The following is a 22,750-nucleotide window of genomic DNA, read 5'->3' as shown; positions in this document are numbered from 1 at the left end:
TCTATCTCTTCAATTGGATATTGTAATGGTATTGATCGCTTCGATATTTCGTTTTCGTATATTCGATCGGTCTGTCATGGATCCCATGACTTAAACGTGTCATCTCAAGGAGGGCCTCTCCGGGACGGATCCCAAGATAGTCTGCTTCATGGATGGTTGCATTGATCGCCGTTATCCGCTCGTTGGCACTTTTAAGATAAACAGAATAGTTCTCTAAGATTTCGTAATAGCGGGCCTGATGAAGGTCATGCTTCAATAGGAGATCGCCTATTTCTTTCGGCCAGCATGTTCTCTCAAGGGCAATCGGGGTATCATCGGCAAATCGGATCCGCTCGATCAGAAGAATTGGCTCTCCTTCTTTCACCTCAAGCATATCGCTTTCATGAAACAAATCATCCCGATACTCGGCACGTAACAGCTTTGACCTTGGAATCTGCCCTTTCTCGACGACTTCTTCGGCAAATCCCTTTAACTGTCCAAGGTTTCCCACAAGCTTTTGTTGTTTCACTACTGTTCCACGACCTTGCTTCTTTTCAAGGAGTTCATTCTGAACCAGGATGGAAATGGCTTGACGGATGGTGGTACGGCTTACGTCGAATTCCTTCATCAGTTCCTGCTCCGTTGGAATCAGAGTGTCAGCCTTCCATGCACCGCTTTGGATGCGGTCAATCAGGACATCTTTTATTTGTAAGTACAAGGCCTCTCCCTTGTTCGGATTGATCTTGCTAGTTGACATATAGGTCTCTCCTTTGAATGGGTGGAGGATAACTGGACAGGCCCTCCCCTATGAGTGGACGCAGCCATTTATAGTATTCTCCCGGATGTTGGATAAAGTGAGATGGAAGCATTCGCTCTCCCGCTCTCACGACATCCTCCAGTGCCACTGGTATTGTCTCTACATTATACCCTCTATCCTTTGATCTTTGCAGGGATACCATCACGCCGGAGTGACCGTGCCTTACCCAATGACCACCTGCTTCACCACAAAGGAAAGCTTCATATCGGTCGACAGAGGAAACAGCGTAAGAAAAACTCCGCTGATTCATACCAAGTATTTCGGCTCTTGCTGTTACATGCAGTTCATCTTTCAGAAAGGACTCGATTTGTTTGGATATTCCGCCGAGGATCGTTCTTCCCGTAACCGTTTCAAGTTCTACCTGTTCTCCGCCGGCCCACTTCACTCCTTCACTGACGACGATCGTTGCATAGCCGTATCTTGACACGGCCTCATCGACGGAAGAAACAAGTTCTTCCACGTTCAATTTTTTCTCAGGAAGGGCAATATAATGCGGGCCTTCTTCCTCAAACCTGCGGAGAAGACCGGATGAAGCCGCGAGCCAGCCGGCATTCCTCCCCATCGTTTCAAGGATCCTTACCTGTTCGAAGTTTTGCATGGAATGAAGATCCCGGCTGATGTCATTGGTCGTTTGGGCTACATAACGGGCTGAGCTCCCAAAGCCCGGAGCATGATCCGTACACCCCAGATCATTGTCGACGGTTTTCGGAAGTCCGATCAGCTGTAAGTCATACTGTTGACGTTTAGCCTCAGCCCCTATCAAGGAGAGCGCCTCCATCGTTCCATTCCCTCCAATGAAAACCAGGCTGTCGATTCCTTCATTCTTCAGGTGTCGGACGGCCAATTCCATTTGGGCGGGACTAAACGGATAGCGGCCTGAACCCAGGCAAGCACCTGGAACCCGTTCATTCTGCAAGACCCATTCCAACAATTCATCGGTTCCCTTCAGGAAATTCCCTTTCACCAGTCCCTCATATCCGTTCCGGACAAAGAATAGTGCATGGTCTTTCATTGTATTTTTCACGAAGCCCGCCAGCGTAGCATTAATAACGGTTGTTGGTCCGCCGGCCTGCCCGATGGCAATTTTCTTCATATGACTAACTCCCTTTTAATCCCTTACTAACAAAGTGGTCTCCAAACCAAGCTGACGGCCAAGCTCCACCAGTTCGCTGGCGACGTCTTCATAGACAAGGGCGTAATGTGGCTCGAAGCCTTCTTCCATAAGTTGATAAAGAGTGGATTGTACTTCTGTTTCAAGCTTCACTTCCACCGACGTCCCATCGAATCGCTTCGGTGTATCCAATGCGTCCCCTCGCATAATGAGGAGTCTGTATCCTTCCGGAGTATAGCTGACACGGAACATAGTGACTCTTCCAGGTTTTAGTCCGAATTCCATCGTCATGCCCATTTTTCTGTTCGGATGAACGCCTGACTGTGCCCCTTGATCAGGGTGTGCAAGAGAATAGGCACCGGCACCGCAATGCCAGAATACAACGGAATTGGATGCTTCATTGACATGAACCAGGTCCCCTAGATATGGAGCACTTCCACCACTTAACTGCCTCAGGATGAACATGGATACAGATCCGTGGATGTCTGATTCACACGAGGAAACCACGCCATCTTCTGTGAATTGAGAAAGCGTCGAGCACGCTGCCGCTCCAAGCTCATTGAAGAAGTCCGGCCAGCAGCGGACGGCTATGGCTGAGATATCCCGTTCTTCGATTTGATCCTTCACATACGTGGAAAATTGGGCAAATCGTTTCACGGTTTCATCGTTGCGATTTAAGCCGATGACCTGTTGCTCCGCTCGTTCGATGGCAGGTTCCCATTTTTCCCGGGGAAGCTTCCTGCACTCTTCAAACGCCTTGTGTAAATCGAAATGCTCCACTTGTACGCCCCACTGTTTATGAAGCGCTTCCTCATCCGTACCTGAAAAGAAGAATCCTGGTGGATGCTCACCGATGACACCGATCTTCAGGTTCTTTAAGTCATTTAACAGATTCTGTACCTTCAGCTTTACCTTCAGCATCATTTGTACATTTGCCTCATCGGCATTCCCGAAGATGAAACTGTACGGATGTCCGGCACAACGAAGGACATGACTAGTACTGTTCCCTCCTGTCAGGGAGTTCAAACGCAATCTTCCTCCAACACTCGGCTCACGGACCGACCATACAATCACAGGTGCTTTCACCTGTTGGATGATGGTCTCGATGAACTCTCCATCCGCAAAGGTCACGCTTTGATAAATCGTGGTGGATACCCGGTCCACATCGACACCATCCAGAAATGCTTTCAATTCTTCAGGTGACGTGACAATTGAATCCGGCTCAACGACATGATGGGACACTTCATGGAGAAAAGAAGAGCTTTTTCTTCTCTCGTGTTCTGCTGCTTCTAAATCAAATGTTTTACGTCCTATAGGTATATACAATACAGATGGATGCACTGGCATTCACAACCCCTTTACTTCATTCATGTTTGACTTCACTATATCATAGATACCTACGTTTTAAAATAGGTTATTACCTTTTGATCGTATTTTTTGCGATACTTTCAAAGAGATCACGATAGACTGATTTTTCCCGGTAAAAGACAGGCGGCTCTCCGATCAGGGCGTTGACCGTGATTTGCCCTCCACTGTATGTGTCACCCGTCCATAGGTGAATCCAATCGTCCTCTGGAAGATAAACATTTCGTGTTGAAGCTCCTTCTTCATAAACAGGGGCCACCAATACATCAGATCCCAGCATGTACTGATATTGAATATCGTAGGAAAAAGGGTCTTCCTCATATTCCATAAACAGTGGACGCTGTACAGGGATACCATGTTCCGCGTTCTCCTTCACCAGCATCTTCAGGTATGGGCCCATCTCTACATACACATTGGTCATTCGGACGAAGTGGTCCAGTGTTTCGTCGTCTCCATCATACTGGAAGCAGTCGTCGGGACGATTCCCTTCATGTGTTCTCATCACCGGAGTAAAAGCCGCCATATCCACCCAGCGTAACAGGAGTTCCTTTGAACGTTTGTTTCCGTGAAGACTCGTGTAGCCCCCAATATCACTATGACTGATTCCACAGCCCGTCAAGCCTGCCGATAAAGCCGCGGGAATGACAGAAGCAAGACCATCATCCATGCTCCAGTCGACACTTTGATCGCCTGCCCATAACAGGGGACAATATGCTTGATTCCCTGTGTACCCCGCACGCATGAAGTAGGTGATATCTTTTGCGCGACCCGATTTTTTTACCGCATCATGATTCACCTTCGCCCACATGGCAGGCCAGGCGTTATGCATCTTCATGGCTGTTTCACCGTTAGACAGATTTACGTCGGTCGGTAAGTACTCACCGAAGTCCGCCATCCATCCGTCTAATCCGAACTCGATCATATTTTTCTGGATGACACCTTGATACCACTCATTTGCTTCTTCATTTGTAAAGTCAACGACCCCGCAATAAAACTCTCCGAAATCGACAAGATATTCGCCGCCTTCCTCATCCGTCGCCAGGAAGCCACGATCAAATGCTTCTTTATATAAAGGACCATCCACTGCCACATAAGGATTGATATAACCAAGGAAGCGAATCCCTTCTTCTTTCCACTCGTGGATTTTCTTGTCTAATCCAGGGTACTCCTCTGGATTCCACGCCCAGTTCCACATAAGTCGCCGCCCAAAGGAAGTCACTCGTTTTCCCTGCCAGTCCTGGCACCAGACCGCTCCGACTTTAAGCCCTTTTTCTTTTGCCACTCTCAGCTTTTCTTCCACCACATCGGTTCCACCTTGAATACCAAGCCAGATTCCGTCGTATGTCCATTCCGGAAGTTCAGGTTGACGACCGAGTCTTGCCGTTAAGCGACGAACGACGTCCTTGTAGTCAGATCCGCATTCAAACAGAATGGAAGAAGGGACTTCCCAAATATGCAACTCATGGAAATCATGATGACGGAAGTTAAAATCTGCATAAGCGGTTGTATCCACATGGCAGAAATACTTCTTTGTCGAAATAAATGTCGGCTGCGGAAAGTTTGTTGTGTAATAGTCGCCGCCTGCACGATCCTTTACATCGGCCTGCCACGTCGTATAGGTACTCTTATTTCTTCCGACACCGGGTTCCGATGTCCACAGTGGAAAGTTCTTTCCTCTTAGATTTAAATGGGAAAGCTGCTCCCCGCATCCATATACTTTCTCTTCATGATCAGCAGAGAGTCGAATCCAGAATCGGTTCACAAGTTTATCTTTCATATCAAAAGTGATTCTCAAGCCTTCATCATTCATGGAGAAATGAAGGGACAGAATTTCCTGTTCTCCTAAATATCGTCGAAATTTCACCCGATACCCATTCGGCTCTTCGACTACATTCGCATATCGCAACGGGGTGCGCTCATCTATATAGTCATCGATCTGGAAATTCCCCCTGTACATCTCGATCGACTCTTTTCCCGTACCAACGAACATGAATGGATCTGCGGTGGAGTGAGATAGAAGGAGTCTGCCTTCCAACCTCACTTCAAATCCTCCGTTTTCCTCAATTAACTGAAAAGGACGCATTGTGCTGCTTGAATTCATGTAAATTTCCCCCTACACCTTTTTTCGTTTTAGGCACTTTTCGTGTCCGTATGGTTTAACGCTTCTTCATGTTTGCCTTTTACGTATGATTCATATTTCCTACTCCAGCTCTTTAATGCCAGGACAAAACAAATCGTTGTCACTACCGCTAAAAGAGCGACTGAAGGCCAGAACCAGCCAGATACAATTCCCCCTGCGTACGCTAATCCGATTGGCGAGAATAATAGATACACAGCTACAACCAAGCTAAGAAGAATGGTCACAACAGGTAATGTGTATTTCCATGGGACCATATCCACTTTCAGTGTCGCTTTGAACTGATATGGCTTTTGAAGTGGACGTACCTTTCCAACCACCATCATGATCGCTACTTCAATGACGAATAAAATCGCTGAGATGTGAATGAAGTTGATCGTCGTTTCGATTCCGAACAACTGATTCAATCCCCAAACGAGCATATAATAGGTAACAACGTGGAAGATGATCGCAATTTTTGCCGCCAGGGCAGGTATCCTCTTCGATACGATCCCTACCAGGACAATCGCAATGATGGGAATATTAAAGAATCCCGTAAATCGGCGAATCAGATCCCAGATTCCATCCGGTGCATTCATGAGCATCGGTGCGATGAAAAACGACACCAGTGCGAGAATGCTTCCAAAATATTTACTGACGGTAATCAGCTGCTTATCGCTGACCTCTTTTTTCATTGCAGGTTTATAGACATCCAATGCGAACATCGTCGCAGCACTGTTTAATAGAGAGTTAAAGCTTGAGAACACAGCACCCAGCAATACCGCCAGGAAAATCCCTGACATGAATGTCGGCAATAGATTGGAAACCAATGACGGGTAGGCTAAATCAACCGGATCCAACTTATCTCCATATAAATGAAACGCGATGACACCCGGGATCATCATGAGGAATGGAACGGCAAGCTTATAGAAACCTGAGTACAGAACCCCTTTTTGACCTTCTGCAAGGTTTTTAGCCCCTAATGTTCTTTGGATCACGTACTGATTGGTCCCCCAATAGAACATATTCATAAAGATCATTCCGGTAAAGATCGCACTGAACGGAACCGAGTCCGTGCTGGAGCCGATCGCATTCAGCTTCTCCGGTTTTTCCGTGGCAATCGTTTTGAATCCTTCGGCAAAATCCCCATTACCCAAGGCAACAAGCCCGAGAACTGGAACGATGAGTCCGATGAGCAATAAACCGATCCCATTCAGAGTATCCGATACTGCAACCGCTTTCAATCCACCGAAAATAGCATAAACGGCACCGATGATCCCAATCACCCAGATTGTCAGCCATACGGATTGTTCAAAGGAAATGCCCAGCATGCTTTCAACATCAAATATCTTCAGTACCGCCAGCGCCCCTGAATACAAGACTGAGGGAATCGTGACGAATACATATCCAAGCATAAATAAAATGACGGTGTAACGGCGTACCCCTTCATCGAACCGGGTACTTAAGAATTGAGGAAGTGTCGAGAACGCCCCGCCTAAATATCGTGGCAATAGAACGAGGGCCATAATCACAATCGCAAACGCCGCTGTGACTTCCCACGCCATATTGGACAGATTCGTCCGATATGCCTGCCCATTCAATCCGATCAATTGTTCGGCAGATAAGTTTGTCAGTAATAGGGACCCGGCAATGAAGCCCCCTGTCAAACCCCGTCCTGCAAGAAAATAACCATCCGAATCATCCACTGACCCCTTTGATTTCAAATAAGAAACCCAACCAACCAATGCCATGAAAATGGTACACGACAATAAAGTAAACCACATATCCTTTTCCTCCCCCGTTTATGAATTGGCTGACGTACTTTCAGGAAACGCCACCGTTACATTCTCCCCTTTGATTCCTGCAATCGCTCCTTTTGACACAAACCTTTCCGTTTCTTCATGGGCGATGAGCCATTTATTTTTCATAAACAGCAACGGATCATGCCGCGTCTCATCCTCGGAAAGAGGCAAGTTCGTTCCTTCAGGAAGAATCACCAGGCATTTAAATCCGTCTGCGCTGACTTTACATGGTGCCAAATGAAGTGTCGTCTGATACAGCTCTACAGCTGTTCCCTTTGGAATGAAAAATGCTTCAACTTGATCACTGGCAAAGGTTGTGTCCTTCAAGTTGTCCATATGCCCTACCAGAAGAACCAGATCCGTCATCGCTACATTGATTTCACTGCCCTTATGGAACTCAAGCCCGTTCAGCTTTGAATTTCTCCCGTTGCAATACCCGATTTGAATACTCATCCCGCCGAAATACCGATTCTGGAGGAATCCCTTTACCCCTTCTTCCTCCCACGCCGGAACCGACGGAACATAAATATTCCCCTCATCAGGAATTGAAGTCGCTGCCATCCACTCTTCAAACGGACTCAACGGAAAATCACCCAATACCTTTCCGTACCTACCAAACACGCTGCTCCTTACATCTGAAATGATCAATGAAGGATTCAAAACTCTTAACCTCTCAATCAACACCATGCCCTCCTCCGGGACACGGAGCGGTGGGACATGGGCGGTCCCCGGTGAGACATGGGGACAGGTCCCTTTTCCCAGAATTCATATGACCGTCGATCAAAGACGAGCTTAACACTTGTAGTTTCCCAGCCATTCCGTTCCCTCCGTTCACAAAGTAATAACCTTTAAACAAACATCATAACCTTTTAAGCTATTATATTGTAAACGTATTCATTAATGCAATACATTCTATTAAAATTTTCAGTCTTTTTCATCTATAAATACGAGAAAGGGTTGAAAGTCATAGTACCGGGACAGGGGGACAGGTCCCTTGTCCCAGTCCATGGAGGTTATCATGTCGACACAACGACCCTCCCCATGCCCCCACAGTAAAAAATAGGTATAACCTCACAACACCCACATAAATATAGGAAATGAAAATACGTTAACAAAGGAGTTTTTTATGAAGATAACCCGCTTAGGTCATTCATGTTTTGTCATTAAAACGAATACTGGAAAGAACATTATGGTAGATCCTTTTTTAGAACAAAACCCTGCTTGTCCAAGAGCATTCGTTCAAGAAGACTACTTAAAACAGATAGATGTGGTTTTTCTCACACATGGTCACTTTGATCATGTTTCAGGGCTGGATGATATTAAGAAATATAAACCCGATGCCCTCGTCGTTGCCCAATATGAGCTGGCATTGAAATTAATGGGTGAAGGATATAACGTCTTTCCATTAAACTATGGGGGCACTTATCGGGAAGATAGCTTTGAAGTGACGATGGTAAATGCAGTTCACACATCTTCGTTCGGAGAAACACAGGGAGTACCGGGTCTGGTAGGACTTCCATGTGGATATGTATTAAATGTTTTTGGAGATCAGGTTGTCTACATTTCTGGAGACACCAATGTAATGGCTGATATGAAGATCATCCAGGACATCTATCAACCCTCCATTGCCATTCTTTCCTGTTCCGGACAATTCGTCATGGGGGTAAAAGAAGCAGCATACGCCCTAACAAATCTATTAAATGTAAAAAAAGTCATCCCGTGCCACACATTCCCTGAGGTAAAGGATGCTGCAAATCCGGAAATGATGGCTGGATTGATAGAAGGCTTTCCGGTAATTCAGTTTATGATGGGGCAAGATGAGGAATTGAGAGAGGTTATGAAGGAAGAAGATATCGAAGTTACAGTAATCGGATATGGAGAAACGAAAGAAGTGTAAAGGTGAGACAGAGGGACAGGTTCCCTGTCCCAGAAAATAGTTTCGCGATTAGCTGCATCATGTCTACCTTATAAGAGGTCCGTCCCGCATCGCTTTAAAGCGATGAGGGACGGACCTCTTTTTCAGGCTTAAGCTTGTTTACACACTATCTTTATAAGTTGAATACGATAGTAGTAGATTATGAATGAGGTGATGGATTCATGGAGCTTCCAACGATTTTGTGCGGTCCGATTGTTCGTCGGGTAGAACCTGAACAAGCTTTTATTTGGATTGCATTGAGCAAACCATATGGTATTAAAGCGGAGTTATTTAAGATAAAACAGGGTAACGAATCTCAATGTTTCGACTATACGAGCATAGCCTGTGAAACTGAGACGAAAACGGTACAAGCCGGAAAGAACTTATATATAAGTTTAATAAACGTTTTTCCACAAACCGGATCTTTTCCTACAAATAAGTTATTAGGATACAATTTATTGTTTGATAATAGTAATGGAACACTGGACCTGGGCAGCTTCGACTTACTCTCCCCTACTCATCCACACTCGATTGTCTACGAAAATCTCGCTTACCCTACCTTTTATATTAACGAAGGAACTCCATCGAATATTCTATACGGTTCATGTCGAAAGCTCCACGGGGAGGGTGCGGATGTGTTGTCAGCAGCAGATCATGTCATTGCATCGTCTTATATTCGTACTGACAGACCTTCCTCTCTATTTTTAATGGGAGATCAAATATATGCTGATGATGTGGCAGATCCCATTTTTAAAATCATAACAAGGTTCGGAAAAGAGCTGGTGGGACAAGAGGAAGACCTATGTGCCGTCGACCCTCGCTTAGAAGAAGAGCCTTTTAGACAGGGACTTCAACAAATCAATGGCAGGCAATATATGACGGAACACTTTTGCAAATTCACTTCCAGAAAAGCGGCAAATCATCTGTTAAGCTTCAGTGACTATGCAGCCATGTACATTTTGTCTTGGAGTCCCTCATTATGGGAGCTCGCACATAGGGAAGGGATGTTCGATTCCTTTCGAGAAGCAGTTGATAAGAATGAAGTCTATTTTGCTTTTAAGGATTGTCAAAGCAAAGAGCATAAAACGGAATGTCAGCAGCTTCAAGACCGCTACCAAAAGCAGATGAAAGAACTGGCTCATCTGGAGGAAGCCTTGTATTCTGTCAGAAGAGTACTGGCCAATACCCCGACCTATATGATGTTTGATGACCACGATATTACAGATGATTGGAACCTGACACAGGATTGGAAAACGAACGTTTGGAACGCTCCTTTGGGGAGACATGTCATTAGTAACGGCTTGGCATCCTATTGGCTTTTTCAAGGCTGGGGCAATGAGCCGGCTACGTTTACCCATTTCGGTCAAACCATGCAAACCTATTTTGACTCTTTCCATCCCGGGTCACTCCCCCACTCCAACTGGGTACAGGCTCTATGGAACTATGATTCTTGGCATTTCACCGCTTCTACTGCACCAAAGGCTGTATTTCTTGATACAAGAACCCAGCGCGGTTATATAAATAAACCAAAGCCTGTGAAGGTTGGAAGACGGATAGATGAGGAAAGATATAGTCCAAACCTTATTGATCAGGAAGGATGGCACAGGATTTCCACTAAACTGACCGCGTCTGGTTGGAATGAAGGTGAGCCCTTAATCCTTGTATCCCCTGCTCCTCTTTACGGAATCGGATTAATTGAAAACTTTCTACATGACTATATGCTTCCACTCAGGACGTTTGGTTTACCTGTCCAAAGCGATTTCGACTTAGAAGCATGGAAATACAATGGGAAAGGCTTTAGCGACTTCCTTCATCAGGTATCGGCCTGGAACCCAAGTGACTGCATCATCTTATCAGGAGATGTGCATTCGGCTTCGTCCGTTACATCTGATATTACCTTTCGTGATGGCCGGACCCTTACGATTCATCAGTTTACAAGCAGCCCGATCAAGAATATGAGCTATACAGGAATGTGGGGCGCAATCATGAAATTCATTATTTCCTTGAATGCCAGAAAAAGGACCGACCGGACGATCTACCGGTACTGTGATCATCAGTTTGTTTTATTTCAGGAAGAGCAGGAAAGTAGCACTCCCTATGACTATGTATGGAAGGAAAGCATTCGTTACCAGCGTATAAACGATATTTCGATTATTGAAACCCATAATAACATTGGGTTGCTAAGGGACGGAGGGGCAGGTCCGGTGTCCCGGATCATTGTTTAGGGACAGTGGGATCGAACTAAAAGAAGCAGCCAACTTACTAAATTTAAGTTGGCTGCTTCTTTTCCTTATTAGGGGAATACGTCTCTTTGTCCACTAATACAAGTTATTCAATTTCATTTCATGATACGTTATTTTTTCTTGCAATTTCTTTTTGATTTGGCAGTCCAAACAACCTTCAAGTAATACAAGGTTGTAATGGATTCTCAAGGAATGCCATTTTATTTTCATTTGTGATAGGAATCCTGGTTTTGTCATCATTTTCTCCTCCATGTTCATAAGTCGCAGGAGTCCGTTTCGAAAACTGGCAAGCATCGTCATTTAGACATTAGCTCCTAAAGTTTTGCGTCCCCACTTTTCAATGGGTTTGCCTTTATCGTACGAGTTATGAATGATTGTTGCATGATAAACATGTGATTGTACCTAAATACAATTACCGAAACATAGTTAAGCATGAGTCGTTTATACCACTTTTGAATAATACCATACATTTTAAAAAGACAAGTGGATTATTCCTAAAAGAATGATAGAAATGTGCTGTGTTGGTAAATGTATATGCTATTTAATTCTTTATATATCCATTTCCGCTGTACTTTTAAACCTCGAGTAGAAAGAACCGGGGTGGGACGAGGTTGCCTATCCCTCCGTCCCATCCCTATCTTCCATTTTATTATATAGAGAAAGAGACCTCTTAACTTGTAAAGAGGTCTCTTTCTATTTAATATTTATTCTTTAATTGGGACAAGGTGCCTGTCCCCTAGTCCCGCTTCTTCCCCTTCTCATCGACCTTAATCACAACAGTGGTCAAAGGATCCAAAGTCAAAGTATCTTTCGTTAATGTAAAACCGGATTTTTTTGAAACAGGGGTTGTTCCCGCTTCGTCATTGTCCACTACAACCTTGCCTTTGGAGAGGTCATAGTCACCAACCGATAGAGTACGCGCTTCGCTATCCGCATTAACGAATACGTAGTACTCGCCCGTACCATCCGTGGATGCGTTCTTGTAAGCAAGCATCAAGTCCTTTTCGGCGATCTCAGGTAAATCTAGCAGCGATACATTTTGATCAACCAGCTCTTTTTCTCCTAAACGGAAGGCGTTGGTTGATCTTCTGAGCTTAATCAAACCTTCTGTATATTCTCTCGTAGTTGTATTAACTTCATACTTCTTCTTATTCGTTGCTTTTTCCCAGTCAAACTTATTGATAGCGTCGGATGAATCATATGAGTCGTGAATGAAGTAGCCGAATGGGTTTCCTTCTTCATCTTCCAGCTCATGGTATTTCTGTTCCGGTACGCCTTCCCCTAGCCATTGCTTCGTTCGTCCATATTCCTGACCAGCGTGGATAAAGGCCGTTCCTTGTGATGTCAGGATCATGGAGTTCCCAAGGCGGATACGCTTATGAATCTCCAGGTTGTTTTCCGGGATGGCCGGATCCTTTTTGATCGATTGGGCAATGACATCGTATAACGGCAGGTTGTCATGTGCTGCGATGTATTGGACCATGTCGCCCGGGTCGTCGTCTGCCGTGTTGCCCGGCTGTCCTTTGATGTTGTTAAAAATCGTGTTGATGTCGCGTGCGCCGTTTGTCAGGAATCGTGGCTCACCTTCTGAACCGAATCCGGATTTCAGTTCATTACGGATTTCGTCGGAGAAGACTCCTACGTCGTCGGTTTTGTCCATCCAATCTTGATCCGCTCCCATTCCTTCTAATGAAGGATCGGATAAGTGACCGGCGAATGTTCTCCAGCCTTCACCGATGAACAATGCATCCGGGTTGATTTCAGCCGCTGCGTCATAGGCTTTTTGAATGGATGGGTAGGTTGCGTCGCCCATCATATCGAATCGCATACCATCGATTTTGTATTCGTCAAACCAGTATTTCACTGAGTCGACCATCAGCTTTTCAGCCATGGTATGGTTGGTTGCCAGGTTGTTTCCGAAACCTCCAAGGAAGTTTCCTTTGTCGTCCTGGAACGCATAGTAGTTTGGAACGATATCGTTCAGTGTGCTTGTTTTAGCCATATGCGTGTAGACCACGTCGAGGACGACACCCATACCCTTGTCATGAATCGCGTCGATCAATCGCTTCGTTTCTTCGATTCGTAATTGTGGATCAGTGGCATCCTGTGAATACGCACCATCCGGGGAAAAATAACTGTGAGGGTCATAGCCCCAGTTGTATTCATTTCCTCCCGCTGAATACTCAAGCTCCCGTTCGCCCATATTCGTTTCATCGCCGTAGTACCAGGCCATGATGGGAAGCAGTTGAACGTGTGTCACACCCATTGACTTGATATAATCAAGCTTTTTGATGAAGGCGTCATAGGTGCCCCATCTTTCCTTCTTCAAATCTTTTTCAATTGAAGGGTCGGACGTAAAGTCACGGACGTGGACTTCGTAAATGACCGCATCTTCACGTTTTTCATAGCCATCAATGGAAGCATGACTGAATTTCTTAGGATCGGTTCCTGTTAAATCGACGATCGCTGCCTTCCCGACATTATCGCCGTCAAGCCCAGCTTCACCCTCTGTATTCACTGTAAAAGCAGCCATTGATTTCGCGTAAGGATCCAATACTTTTTTCGTTATGCCGTCATTGGTTACTTCATATTGATAGTAGTAACCTTTCAAATCTTTCACCTTTAAGTCATTCGCTTTTACGTCTGTTGACCAGACACCTTTTTCACCAAGGGTCAGTTCCACACTGCCGATTGGTTTTGCGGCATCTTTATTATCAAAGAAGTTCGCGACTACCTTGCTTGCTTTCGGTGCCCATAGTTTTAAGGTCGCGTTTCCTTTATTATATGTGGCACCGAGGTCGTCACCATCATAGGCATACTTGTTATCGATCAGTCTCCAGCCAGCTGCCGCTTTAACGGTTCTGCCTGAGTAGGTGATGGATAACGGCAGTTTTTCCAGGTCAAAATCAGCTTTTACTTCCACTGTTTTGTCTCCGGTGATTTCAGCACTTTCCACTGTCACATCGGATCCGGCACTGTCTTTCATGGCTAAACCGGACAATAACGCTTCCTCTGTCAAACCATCTGTCATCGTGAAGTTCAGACGGATCGTATCGTCAGAAATGACCTCGGAAGAGATCAGTCCCGTTGCTACGTCGCCATGTGGGGAAATGTAGACATTGTCTTCACCCTGCTTCACCCACAGATGATCATATTTATCCAGTAAGTTGAAGGACTTGTCTCCGCCATCTTTCTCTCCCGTAGCTTCATTCACTACCAGGAATCCAAGGCTTTTAGCACCTTCATTAAGTTCAACATCTACGTAAGCACCATAACGGTCCTTTTTCGTAAAATCAATGGCATCTGCCGGCCACGTGGCAGGGGCATTCTTCACGTCTCCCCACGTCCATAAACCGAAGTTTTCATAATTCCCGTCTTCACGCTCATAATGAATACGCACCGTGTTTTCCGGCAGATCAACCGGCTCATACGTATACACTTTATCCGATCCTTGTTGGATCCAAATCTCGTTTACCTCAGGTGAAGGGATCGTAAATCCTTTATCTCCACCATCTTTACCGGCATCGCCTTTTGTAATATCCATTACAAGGAAGCCGATGTTTTTCGCACCCTCAGCAAGTGGTACGTCAATGTACGCGCCGTAGCTGTCGGTCTTTTCAAACATGGTAGCACCTGTCGGCCAGTTTGCCGATGGTGATTCCACGTCATTCCATAGCCATGCACCGTAGTTTTCGTAATTTCCATCGGTACGGTTATAGTGGATGCGGAAGTTGTTTTCCGGAACCGGCTCTACTTCAGGATCTTCTCCCCCTGAACCTGATCCAGCTTCAGCACCTGTAATCTTACCGTCTTCAACGGTCAGCAATGCGGTACCGCCGTCTGCTTTGGAAGGTAGAGTCATCGTAATCTCATTTCCTCCGTCAGCATTGAATGTCTCACCGGAATACGCATTCGTCACGACTGCATCCGGAGAATCCACTGTCAACGTGATCTCTTTCGCTTCGTCCGCCACGTTCAACCCAACGTAGACAGAGTCCTCTTTATAGTCACGGGAGAATACGAGGAATTTATCGCTATTCGAACCACCGACAGTCTTTCTCTCCCCTTTAGCAAACACATCGGAATGTGCCCCTCTAAAGTTTAAAATCTTCGTATAGTGCTCTAACACGTCATTATTTTCTACATCATCCCAGGCAAAATCATAACGGTTATCATACTGAGGATAATTGTTTGCACCGCTTTGCCCTAGTTCTTCACCATAATAAATGACCGGCTGCCCCTTCGACGTTGCCTGAAGTGAAGCGGCCACTTTCAGCTTGCCTTCATCTCCGCCTAACGAATACAAGAAGCCGTCTTCGTCATGACTTCCTAAAAATTGACCGAGTGTTGCCGTGTTATCAATCTTTCCGTTTCGTGCCGTCAGCTTATCATTGGCTGCTTTCAGGTCGCCGTTTACAAAATCTTTAGCTATACCTTTGAAACCGAAGTCCAGAAGGGAGTCCATCATTCCGGTATCAAGATATCCCAGCTGATTGTCTGAACTTGCTCCCCAAGCTTCACCAATCATCTTGTGCTGAGGCATTTTTTCCGTGATGGCGTTTTTAAAGGCCATCCACGTAGCATCTTCCACGTGCTTCACAGTGTCGACGCGGAAATAATCGATCGTATTCCCTTTTGCCGTTGTCGCTTTCTCGATCCAATCCGTTTGCCAATCGATGATTTGCTGGCGGACTTCTGGATTTTCCGTGATGACGTCTGGTAATCCTGCTAGTTCTCCGACAACTTCATCCGTGCCAACATTGCCTTGGCGTACGATGTCGCTGTACTTGTTGCGTTCTGCATCCGTCGGGTAACCCGGTGGACGCTGATCTTCAGCCAAGTCACCATCGATCTCTTTTAACCCATACCCCGTATGATTCAAGACCACATCGACCATGATTTTAATGCCGCGGTCATGTGCCTCATCGATTAAGGTATGGAACTCCTCCATTGATCCAAAGTGAGGATTCAGCTCACCGAAGTTACTCGCCCAGTAGCCGTGGTAACCAAAATAAGGCTGATCCGATTCCCCGTTTGTTTCAACGGAACGGACATCATACTTAATATTTTCAACGACCGGACTGATCCAGATCGTATTCACGCCAAGGTTATCAAGGTAATCAAGTTTCTCCGTGATTCCCTTGAAATCTCCACCCTGGTACGTACCGCGTTTGCTTTGATCATAATTCAAATTGTAAGGATCATCATTCGACGTATCCCCATTGAAGAATCGATCTGTCAGCATAAAATAAATAATAGATTCATCCCAATCAAGATCCGAATCGCCGACAGACTGTCTTGCATTTACTTCGATTTCAGTCGTTCCCTCATAATAGTTCCCGTATGAATCCATTACGGTCAGAGGAATCGTTTTCGTCCCTGCCGTAATGTCATCATCGACGGCTAATGTCACTTCTTTTAATGAAGGATCGATTTCAAGTTTCTCTGATCCGCCAAGTGAAGAAACATCTGCCGTGATCTTTTGGATTTTCACATCCTCTGTCAGTCCAGCTACATCAACCGTCAAGACAGCGTTCTCATTATAGTCCACAGCAGTTGGAGCCACTGAACCAGTAACCGTCAGATCAGCTTTTTGGAAATCAAGAAATGATTGCCCGTCCATTGAATTGTAAGGGTCACTTACTTCTGTCGTTTCACCGTCTTTTGTGACCAGGAATGAGTACGGGTTATTTCCATTTGGAATGTTCTCGTATGATAGAGAGAATCTCTCATTCTCAGGTTCATACGTCATTTCTCTCGTTTCCCCGTTGTACTTCAACTCTACTTTTTCAATCGTATCCATCGCATCATTTGCGAACAATTCTTTATCACGATAATAGAACGTCGCATTTCCTTGATCGATGACCGGGGCCGATCCATCAGGCACAATGCGGATTTCCTCGACGCCGCTTGTTATGTACGCCTTGGTGAGGGTGTCGTTTTTGTTCACTTTAATAAAACGATCGCCAAACTCCTTCTCCGCCGTATTCCAATCCTCCGTACTGCGAAGAACGAAGCCGAATTGCTCTGTTTCAGGTGCAACGGCAATGTTCGCTACCGCCACTCCGTTTTCATAGGAGTCAAAGTTGATTTGATCATTCTTTACTCCTGTGTTCCAGGCCCATATATTCCAGCCGTCATATGTTTGGTCTTCACGATCATACGTGAAGCGTACTGTGCGATCACCTGACTCTGCTGATTCAACCGTGGCATTGCCATCCGCCACTGCAGATGCTGCCGGTGCAAATGGTGACCACAGACTTAGCAGCATCATCAAAGTCATAAAAATTGAGAATCGATGCTTTGTCCTATTTCCCATTCATGTTTTCCCCCTCTTAAATTGGATTAATAGAATAATAGAAATGCTCTTGATGATTGTGGAAACGTTTGCACAAAGAGTTAAAAAAATGTGGGATCGATATTAATGTAGTTATTTTGAACTAGTGCAAACGCTTGCAATTTTCTGTCTTTTTTATTTTACAATAAATTTAAAGGAGTGGCTATATGACAAAAGGGGGATTTTTTTCCTATTATTAGTGTAAACATAGTGGCTGCTTTATAGTAGTAGATGATTTCACTACAGGATGCTTCTTTTGGGGTGAGACTTTGCTCGATTGAAGGTCCAAAGGCTATATTTTGTATGCTTATGGACGGAAAATGACTTTAGATTGTCTTTTTTTTCAGCTGGAGGGGGAAGCTGAACGGATTGGCGGGTGCCGGTATGGCTTTTGATTCTGATATGGAACCCTCTCGCAGTTAAATCCATCCTGATTGGGTAATTTTCAATCCTGATATAAAATTTTCAATCCTGTTTTGAGATTATTTATCCCGATTTCGATTTATTGATCCTTATTACGATTAAATGATCCTTCGTGTCGAATTTTCTTTGCTCAGTGGCTCCCTGAAGCAATGCTAGTTCAAGTCGACGTTCCTCATCTACAGATTGCGAAAGGGCAAAAAATAGGAACAAGTAGATGCCCTGTTCCTACAATGTCACACGATCCACTTGTTGACGCAGTTGGATCATGTTGTCTTTTACGCGTTGTGAAATTTCACACAATGCCTGAATCGAATTTCCTTTATGTTGACTGAGCTGGTGGACGATATCGTCAAAGAGCATTTCCATTTCTTCATGGATGGCCATGGCCGATACATTGTAAATATGGATATTGGAGTAGCTCGTCAAATCAAAAATCGCCGAGTCAATATAAGGTCTGAAGCTATCCAGTAACGCCGGAAATCCAATCGTCAATCGGGTCAATCCGTCACGGAGTCCTTCAATGGTGGCTGCCAGTTCGTCGATCGGCTCCAGTGCGGAAGAAACGTACGAGCGGATTTTGTCATCAAAGTCCGAGAAGATGCTGATGAGCTTTCCAGGAACCGTTCCACTGAGGGCAATATTCATGGCACCCTTGATTTGAGCGGAAATGACCTCCAATGTGCTTTCAATGGCAAAAGCAAGACCCGTCAAACCGCCCAATAGCGGCAATAGAAAGCGGTGGGAAATTCCCTTGAAAGCCTCAAAGGATCCATCCAGATAGATCTCTTTCACCTTCATACCGATGAGCATGTGATGAGACGCTTCCAGCACGTAGTCGTTTTTCTTCGGCATCACTACTTCGTGTGGAACCGAACCCCCTCCAGAGATGCTTGCACTTAAAGAAGAATCACGATCTCCAAAGTTCTTTGCAAGGTCCCCGACCTGACTCTGAAATTCTGCTATGTGACTATTCATTTTCACACTATTGGCTTTGATAATTTCATAGTGTGAAAGCATCTCGTTCACAAGGAGGTCCTCCAGGGTTTCCTTCCCTCCGCTAAACAGCTCAGGGATTTCTTTATGAAGGATGTTCTGCAGGAATCCTGTCAGACTGGTAATCTCCTGCTTGAATTCAAGCAGCTGATTCCGGGCCTGGCCGAAAATGCTTTCGACACTGACGCTTCGGTTGAATAAGTGCTCCACGAGTTCAACAGGCGGGGAATTCAACACACCGTTAAGGGATCTACTGGCGTTTTCAGCCATATTCAAGAGAGAAATAAGATGGTCGATTTCCGAGGTCAAACGATGTCCCGTCGTCGTGATCCCTATGAATAAAGGATTCCCGATCAAATTTTCGAAAGAATCCTCAAAGATCATCTGCAGACGGCTCAACCGCTCCGAGTACCTGTCTCCTTCATGCTGGGCAATTTCCTGTGAATGGGTCAAGTAGTCCTGTGCATACCCCAACCTTGTGGCGACATCCCCTGCCAGGGCCTCGGCCAACAGGTTCAGATTCTCGCGATTGATTTCGATCCTGTCCGAATGACCGCCATAAAGAGGTTCCCCCGTCCAGATGCTTGTCATGATGTGGGCATCGGCTTCAACATGGATTTCACCGTAACCAGGTTCCCCATCTAGACCAATTACGTATTTCCCACCATCGGTATACCCCGTATGATTGTTTGTCAGGATACTGAACTTCTCGCCGATCACCGGTATACCTGTCGAAATATCGTATCTCTTTCCAGGGATGCGGGAATCGAGATTCAGGGCAATCAAGGTTCCGGTTAAGACGTCATAGTTGGTGAAGTAGTTGGTGATGTTTTCGTAGGTTTTGTTTGGATCGGCCATCCCTTTTGGGAGAAGTGCAGGATTAAGCGTAACGGATGTAACTTCGGGATGATTAATGGCAACAGAGTTGGCTAATGGTCCACCCAAAGAATTACCGGTAACGGATTTAACCCCTCCAATAGATTCATATTTTTTGTTCATTTTATTAAAGTAATCTTGAGCTGCTTCCAGTTGCGGAAGGGTAAGATCACTAAGTAGTTGAGCATCGGTTAGGAGGTCTTGTTTTCCGTTTTCAGCTGCTGCATCAGTACCGACATAAACTATTGTTATTTCCTTTGTTGTTTCATTTCGAACAGTAAGAGCATCAAGTCCAGTCGGATGATTGTATTGTGTGTTTAACACTCTATATTTCGTATCATTCACTTTAATATATGAGTCTACCTTTTTTTCTTTATACGCATGTAATCCAGCTAATTCTACTAGGTCCTGATCATTACTCTTAAAAACTATTTCCTTGCTTATTAACTTATTTACTGGCTTCTCCATTTTATTCACCCTTACTTTTTAACAATGGAATCCGGAAACGTTAACTGCAAAGAATTATCTTTAATCCCATCGTCTACTTTTTCATTAATTAAATTATCATTAATGATTACACTGTAGTTTCCTTTAGGTATCGAACTCATTGACTTAATATCCTGTTGAATTTTATTGAATATTTCTTTATCAGGTTCTACATTTTCATTCTCCATATATAACTGAATCGTAATATTATAATCTTCTGCTACGTAATCAGCTTTTGAGAATAGCGATTTAAGTTCACTGACAGGTGTGTCCGGATTATTTAGATATGCCTCATAAACCGGTTGGATAGCTTTGTCGTCAGGTGGAGTTGATAGATAATAGTATGGGGTCATGTAGCCTGCCCCTCCAACATTTTCAAGTGATTCTTTCGTTTTTCCAACAACTGCATTCTCAGAGACTATCTTACTTAAATATTGATCCAGGTTATGAAATTCAGCTTCGAATAAAAGGTGGTATAAACCTCCTTGAATAGCACTCTCAATTTCTCCATCTAAAGACGTAATACTGTCTTCTAAAACCTTTTTTTGACTCAAATCAATTGGCACTATAGCGGTCGTATAGAAGTGAACAGGTCCCGTCGATTCTACAAACACAGTCGCACCATCCACATTCCCTACTATGTTATGCACTTTGACATCTATTTTATATTTTTCCATAAAAAAATCTTTAACGGCTTTTTGAACTTCATCACTCTTCTCTTCTGCAATTTTATCTGCGTCTTCTCCATTTCTGAGTACATATCCTTCACCTTTGTAATCTTGCACTCTCACAAAAGTATCTTTATATGGACCTGTTGCCTCTTTTGAATTCACATTATTTTTTTCATTATCCATATTCATACATCCTCCAAGTAATAATGAAAGTCCGATTCCATATATAATCCACTTATTTTTTATGTTCATGAATGTCTGATCCTCCTAATTGGATGGGTTCATTTAAAGAATTACCTTTATATTGTATAAAAGTCTGTAAAGTATTAACAGTTCAATCGGGTAATACTTAGAGCAATCCGGTAAAACAGGAGAAAAGTAGGGGAGCAGACTTATTTATCACATTTCTTTTATCCTATTGATTTCGCATATCTAATTCATGCCTTCAGACACATACATTTGTATAATTACCCCAATTATTCAAATGATAACCTATAAAGTCCTGAAAATAAATCTCCTAAATTTATAACTATCTGACCTTATCACCAGGTCGGGAGTAGGTAGATAATAATAGTGGGTCACACCGCTCACCACTTTAGTATTACTTCTTTACAATGGTGTCCGGAAACGTTAATTATTTGTCTTATTCTCCTCTCTTCATAACCTCTATGTATGAGTACCTACTCCTTAACAATCTCATCCGGAGTCGTTTTTTCGAGGGAATTGTCTTTCACCCCTTCAAACGACTGTTTATGGACGGTATTGTCGTTGACGAAGATACTGTAAGTTCCCTTTGGTATATCACTCATGCTTTCGATATCGTTTACTACTCTATTAAATACCTTCTCATCCGGTTCAGCATCTTGATCTCTCATAAACAAATGAATGACAACCTCAAAATAAGTCGGATTAAACACTTGTTCATTATAAGCAGCCCTTAATTTTTCTGTACTAACCTGAGGATCTTTCATATATAGATCATAAACTGGTTTTATCGCTTCATTATTGATAACAGATGAAGACAAGAAGTAATATGGGGTCATATAGCCTGAACCCCCAACATTTTGAAGGGACTCAATCGTTCTTCCAGTAACAGATTCTTCATTTGCAATTTTCTTTAAATACTCATTCAAACGATCAAACTCGACTTTGAATATCTTCCTGTACAGGCCCTCTGTTATGGCACTCTCCACCTGTCCTTCTTGAGAAAACACACTGTCGGACAGAATTTTCTCATTTGATAGATCAATTGGAACAACTGCATACGTGTAAAAATGAAGAGGATTAGTTGATTCCACAAATACTGTAGCTCCGTCTACATTGCCCACAATATTATGGACCTTTACATCTGTCTTATATTTTTTCAAGAAAAAATCTTTAACAGCTTTCTCTACTTCTTCACGTTTCTCTTCGGCAATCTTGTCTGTTTCTTCCCCATTTTTCAGGGTGTATCCTTCTCCAATATACTCCTGGACACTTACAAATTGATTCTTCAACTGCTTTTTAGGATATTCTTTTTCATTCACACCATTCCCATTAACACATCCGCCTAGCAACAATGGAAAGGCGATTCCGCATATAAACCATTTATTTTTAGTGACCATGAACGTATACAC

The 22,750-nt window shown here is 44.1% G+C and carries 12 protein-coding genes and 1 riboswitch; of the genes, 2 read left to right on the top strand and 10 right to left on the bottom strand.

All coding sequences use genetic code 11. From position 1 onward, the window contains the following. Window position 1: 1 nt before the first annotated feature. From ACFQWC_RS20435 to ACFQWC_RS20410, 6 genes are all read right to left on the bottom strand, one after another. A complete protein-coding gene (locus ACFQWC_RS20435) occupies window positions 2-736 on the bottom strand; it encodes a GntR family transcriptional regulator (protein ID WP_377108966.1) in 735 nt (244 codons plus the stop codon). Then, window positions 726-1,889 (bottom strand): diphosphate--fructose-6-phosphate 1-phosphotransferase, encoded by a 1,164-nt coding sequence (locus ACFQWC_RS20430; RefSeq protein WP_377108965.1) that lies wholly within the window; start codon window positions 1,887-1,889, stop codon window positions 726-728. Before ACFQWC_RS20430 ends, ACFQWC_RS20435 begins: the two co-directional genes overlap by 11 nt. Before the next feature lie 15 nt (window positions 1,890-1,904). Further along, window positions 1,905-3,254: a sulfoquinovose isomerase gene (gene sftI, locus ACFQWC_RS20425; RefSeq protein WP_377108964.1), complete on the bottom strand. Its 1,350-nt coding sequence runs from the start codon at window positions 3,252-3,254 to the stop codon at window positions 1,905-1,907. A gap of 70 nt (window positions 3,255-3,324) precedes the next feature. Beyond that, a complete protein-coding gene (locus ACFQWC_RS20420) occupies window positions 3,325-5,373 on the bottom strand; it encodes an alpha-glucosidase (protein ID WP_377108963.1) in 2,049 nt (682 codons plus the stop codon). 29 nt (window positions 5,374-5,402) lie between these two features. Next, window positions 5,403-7,172, bottom strand: a complete 1,770-nt coding sequence (locus ACFQWC_RS20415) for a solute:sodium symporter family transporter (protein WP_377108962.1) — start codon at window positions 7,170-7,172, stop codon at window positions 5,403-5,405. A gap of 18 nt (window positions 7,173-7,190) precedes the next feature. Next, window positions 7,191-7,877, bottom strand: coding sequence for a DUF4867 family protein (locus ACFQWC_RS20410; protein ID WP_377108961.1), 687 nt, complete (start codon window positions 7,875-7,877; stop codon window positions 7,191-7,193). Window positions 7,878-8,316: 439 nt separating this feature from the next. On the opposite strand from ACFQWC_RS20410, the gene ACFQWC_RS20405 reads away from it, so the two are divergent. Both ACFQWC_RS20405 and ACFQWC_RS20400 read left to right on the top strand, forming a co-directional pair. Then, window positions 8,317-9,087, top strand: coding sequence for a metal-dependent hydrolase (locus ACFQWC_RS20405; RefSeq protein WP_377108960.1), 771 nt, complete (start codon window positions 8,317-8,319; stop codon window positions 9,085-9,087). Between the two features lie 200 nt (window positions 9,088-9,287). Next, the gene (locus ACFQWC_RS20400; RefSeq protein WP_377108959.1) at window positions 9,288-11,330 is read left to right on the top strand and encodes a metallophosphoesterase family protein; all 2,043 of its coding nucleotides are present in this window, start codon (window positions 9,288-9,290) and stop codon (window positions 11,328-11,330) included. A gap of 293 nt (window positions 11,331-11,623) precedes the next feature. Beyond that, window positions 11,624-11,709: riboswitch (cyclic di-GMP riboswitch) on the bottom strand. A 375-nt stretch (window positions 11,710-12,084) separates the two neighbouring features. Here the strand turns inward: ACFQWC_RS20400 and ACFQWC_RS20395 are convergent. The 4 genes from ACFQWC_RS20395 to ACFQWC_RS20380 all read right to left on the bottom strand — a co-directional run bounded on the left by ACFQWC_RS20395 (window position 12,085) and on the right by ACFQWC_RS20380 (window position 22,738). Then, the gene (locus tag ACFQWC_RS20395) at window positions 12,085-17,667 is read right to left on the bottom strand and encodes a pullulanase (protein ID WP_377108958.1); all 5,583 of its coding nucleotides are present in this window, start codon (window positions 17,665-17,667) and stop codon (window positions 12,085-12,087) included. A gap of 666 nt (window positions 17,668-18,333) precedes the next feature. Further along, the gene (locus ACFQWC_RS20390) at window positions 18,334-20,445 is read right to left on the bottom strand and encodes an SA1320 family protein (protein WP_377108957.1); all 2,112 of its coding nucleotides are present in this window, start codon (window positions 20,443-20,445) and stop codon (window positions 18,334-18,336) included. Between the two features lie 11 nt (window positions 20,446-20,456). Continuing rightward, the gene (locus ACFQWC_RS20385; RefSeq protein WP_377108956.1) at window positions 20,457-21,386 is read right to left on the bottom strand and encodes a DUF1672 family protein; all 930 of its coding nucleotides are present in this window, start codon (window positions 21,384-21,386) and stop codon (window positions 20,457-20,459) included. Window positions 21,387-21,814: 428 nt separating this feature from the next. Next, complete coding sequence (locus ACFQWC_RS20380) at window positions 21,815-22,738, bottom strand: DUF1672 family protein (protein ID WP_377108955.1); 924 nt, start codon at window positions 22,736-22,738, stop codon at window positions 21,815-21,817. Window positions 22,739-22,750: the final 12 nt, after the last annotated feature.

It is taken from the genome of Rossellomorea sp. GCM10028870, assembly GCF_042666755.1.
In the GTDB taxonomy this organism is placed as follows: Bacteria; Bacillota; Bacilli; order Bacillales; family Bacillaceae_B; genus Rossellomorea.
The sequence above is the reverse complement of the archived record's forward strand: the minus strand, read 5'-3'. Positions and strand labels throughout refer to the sequence as shown.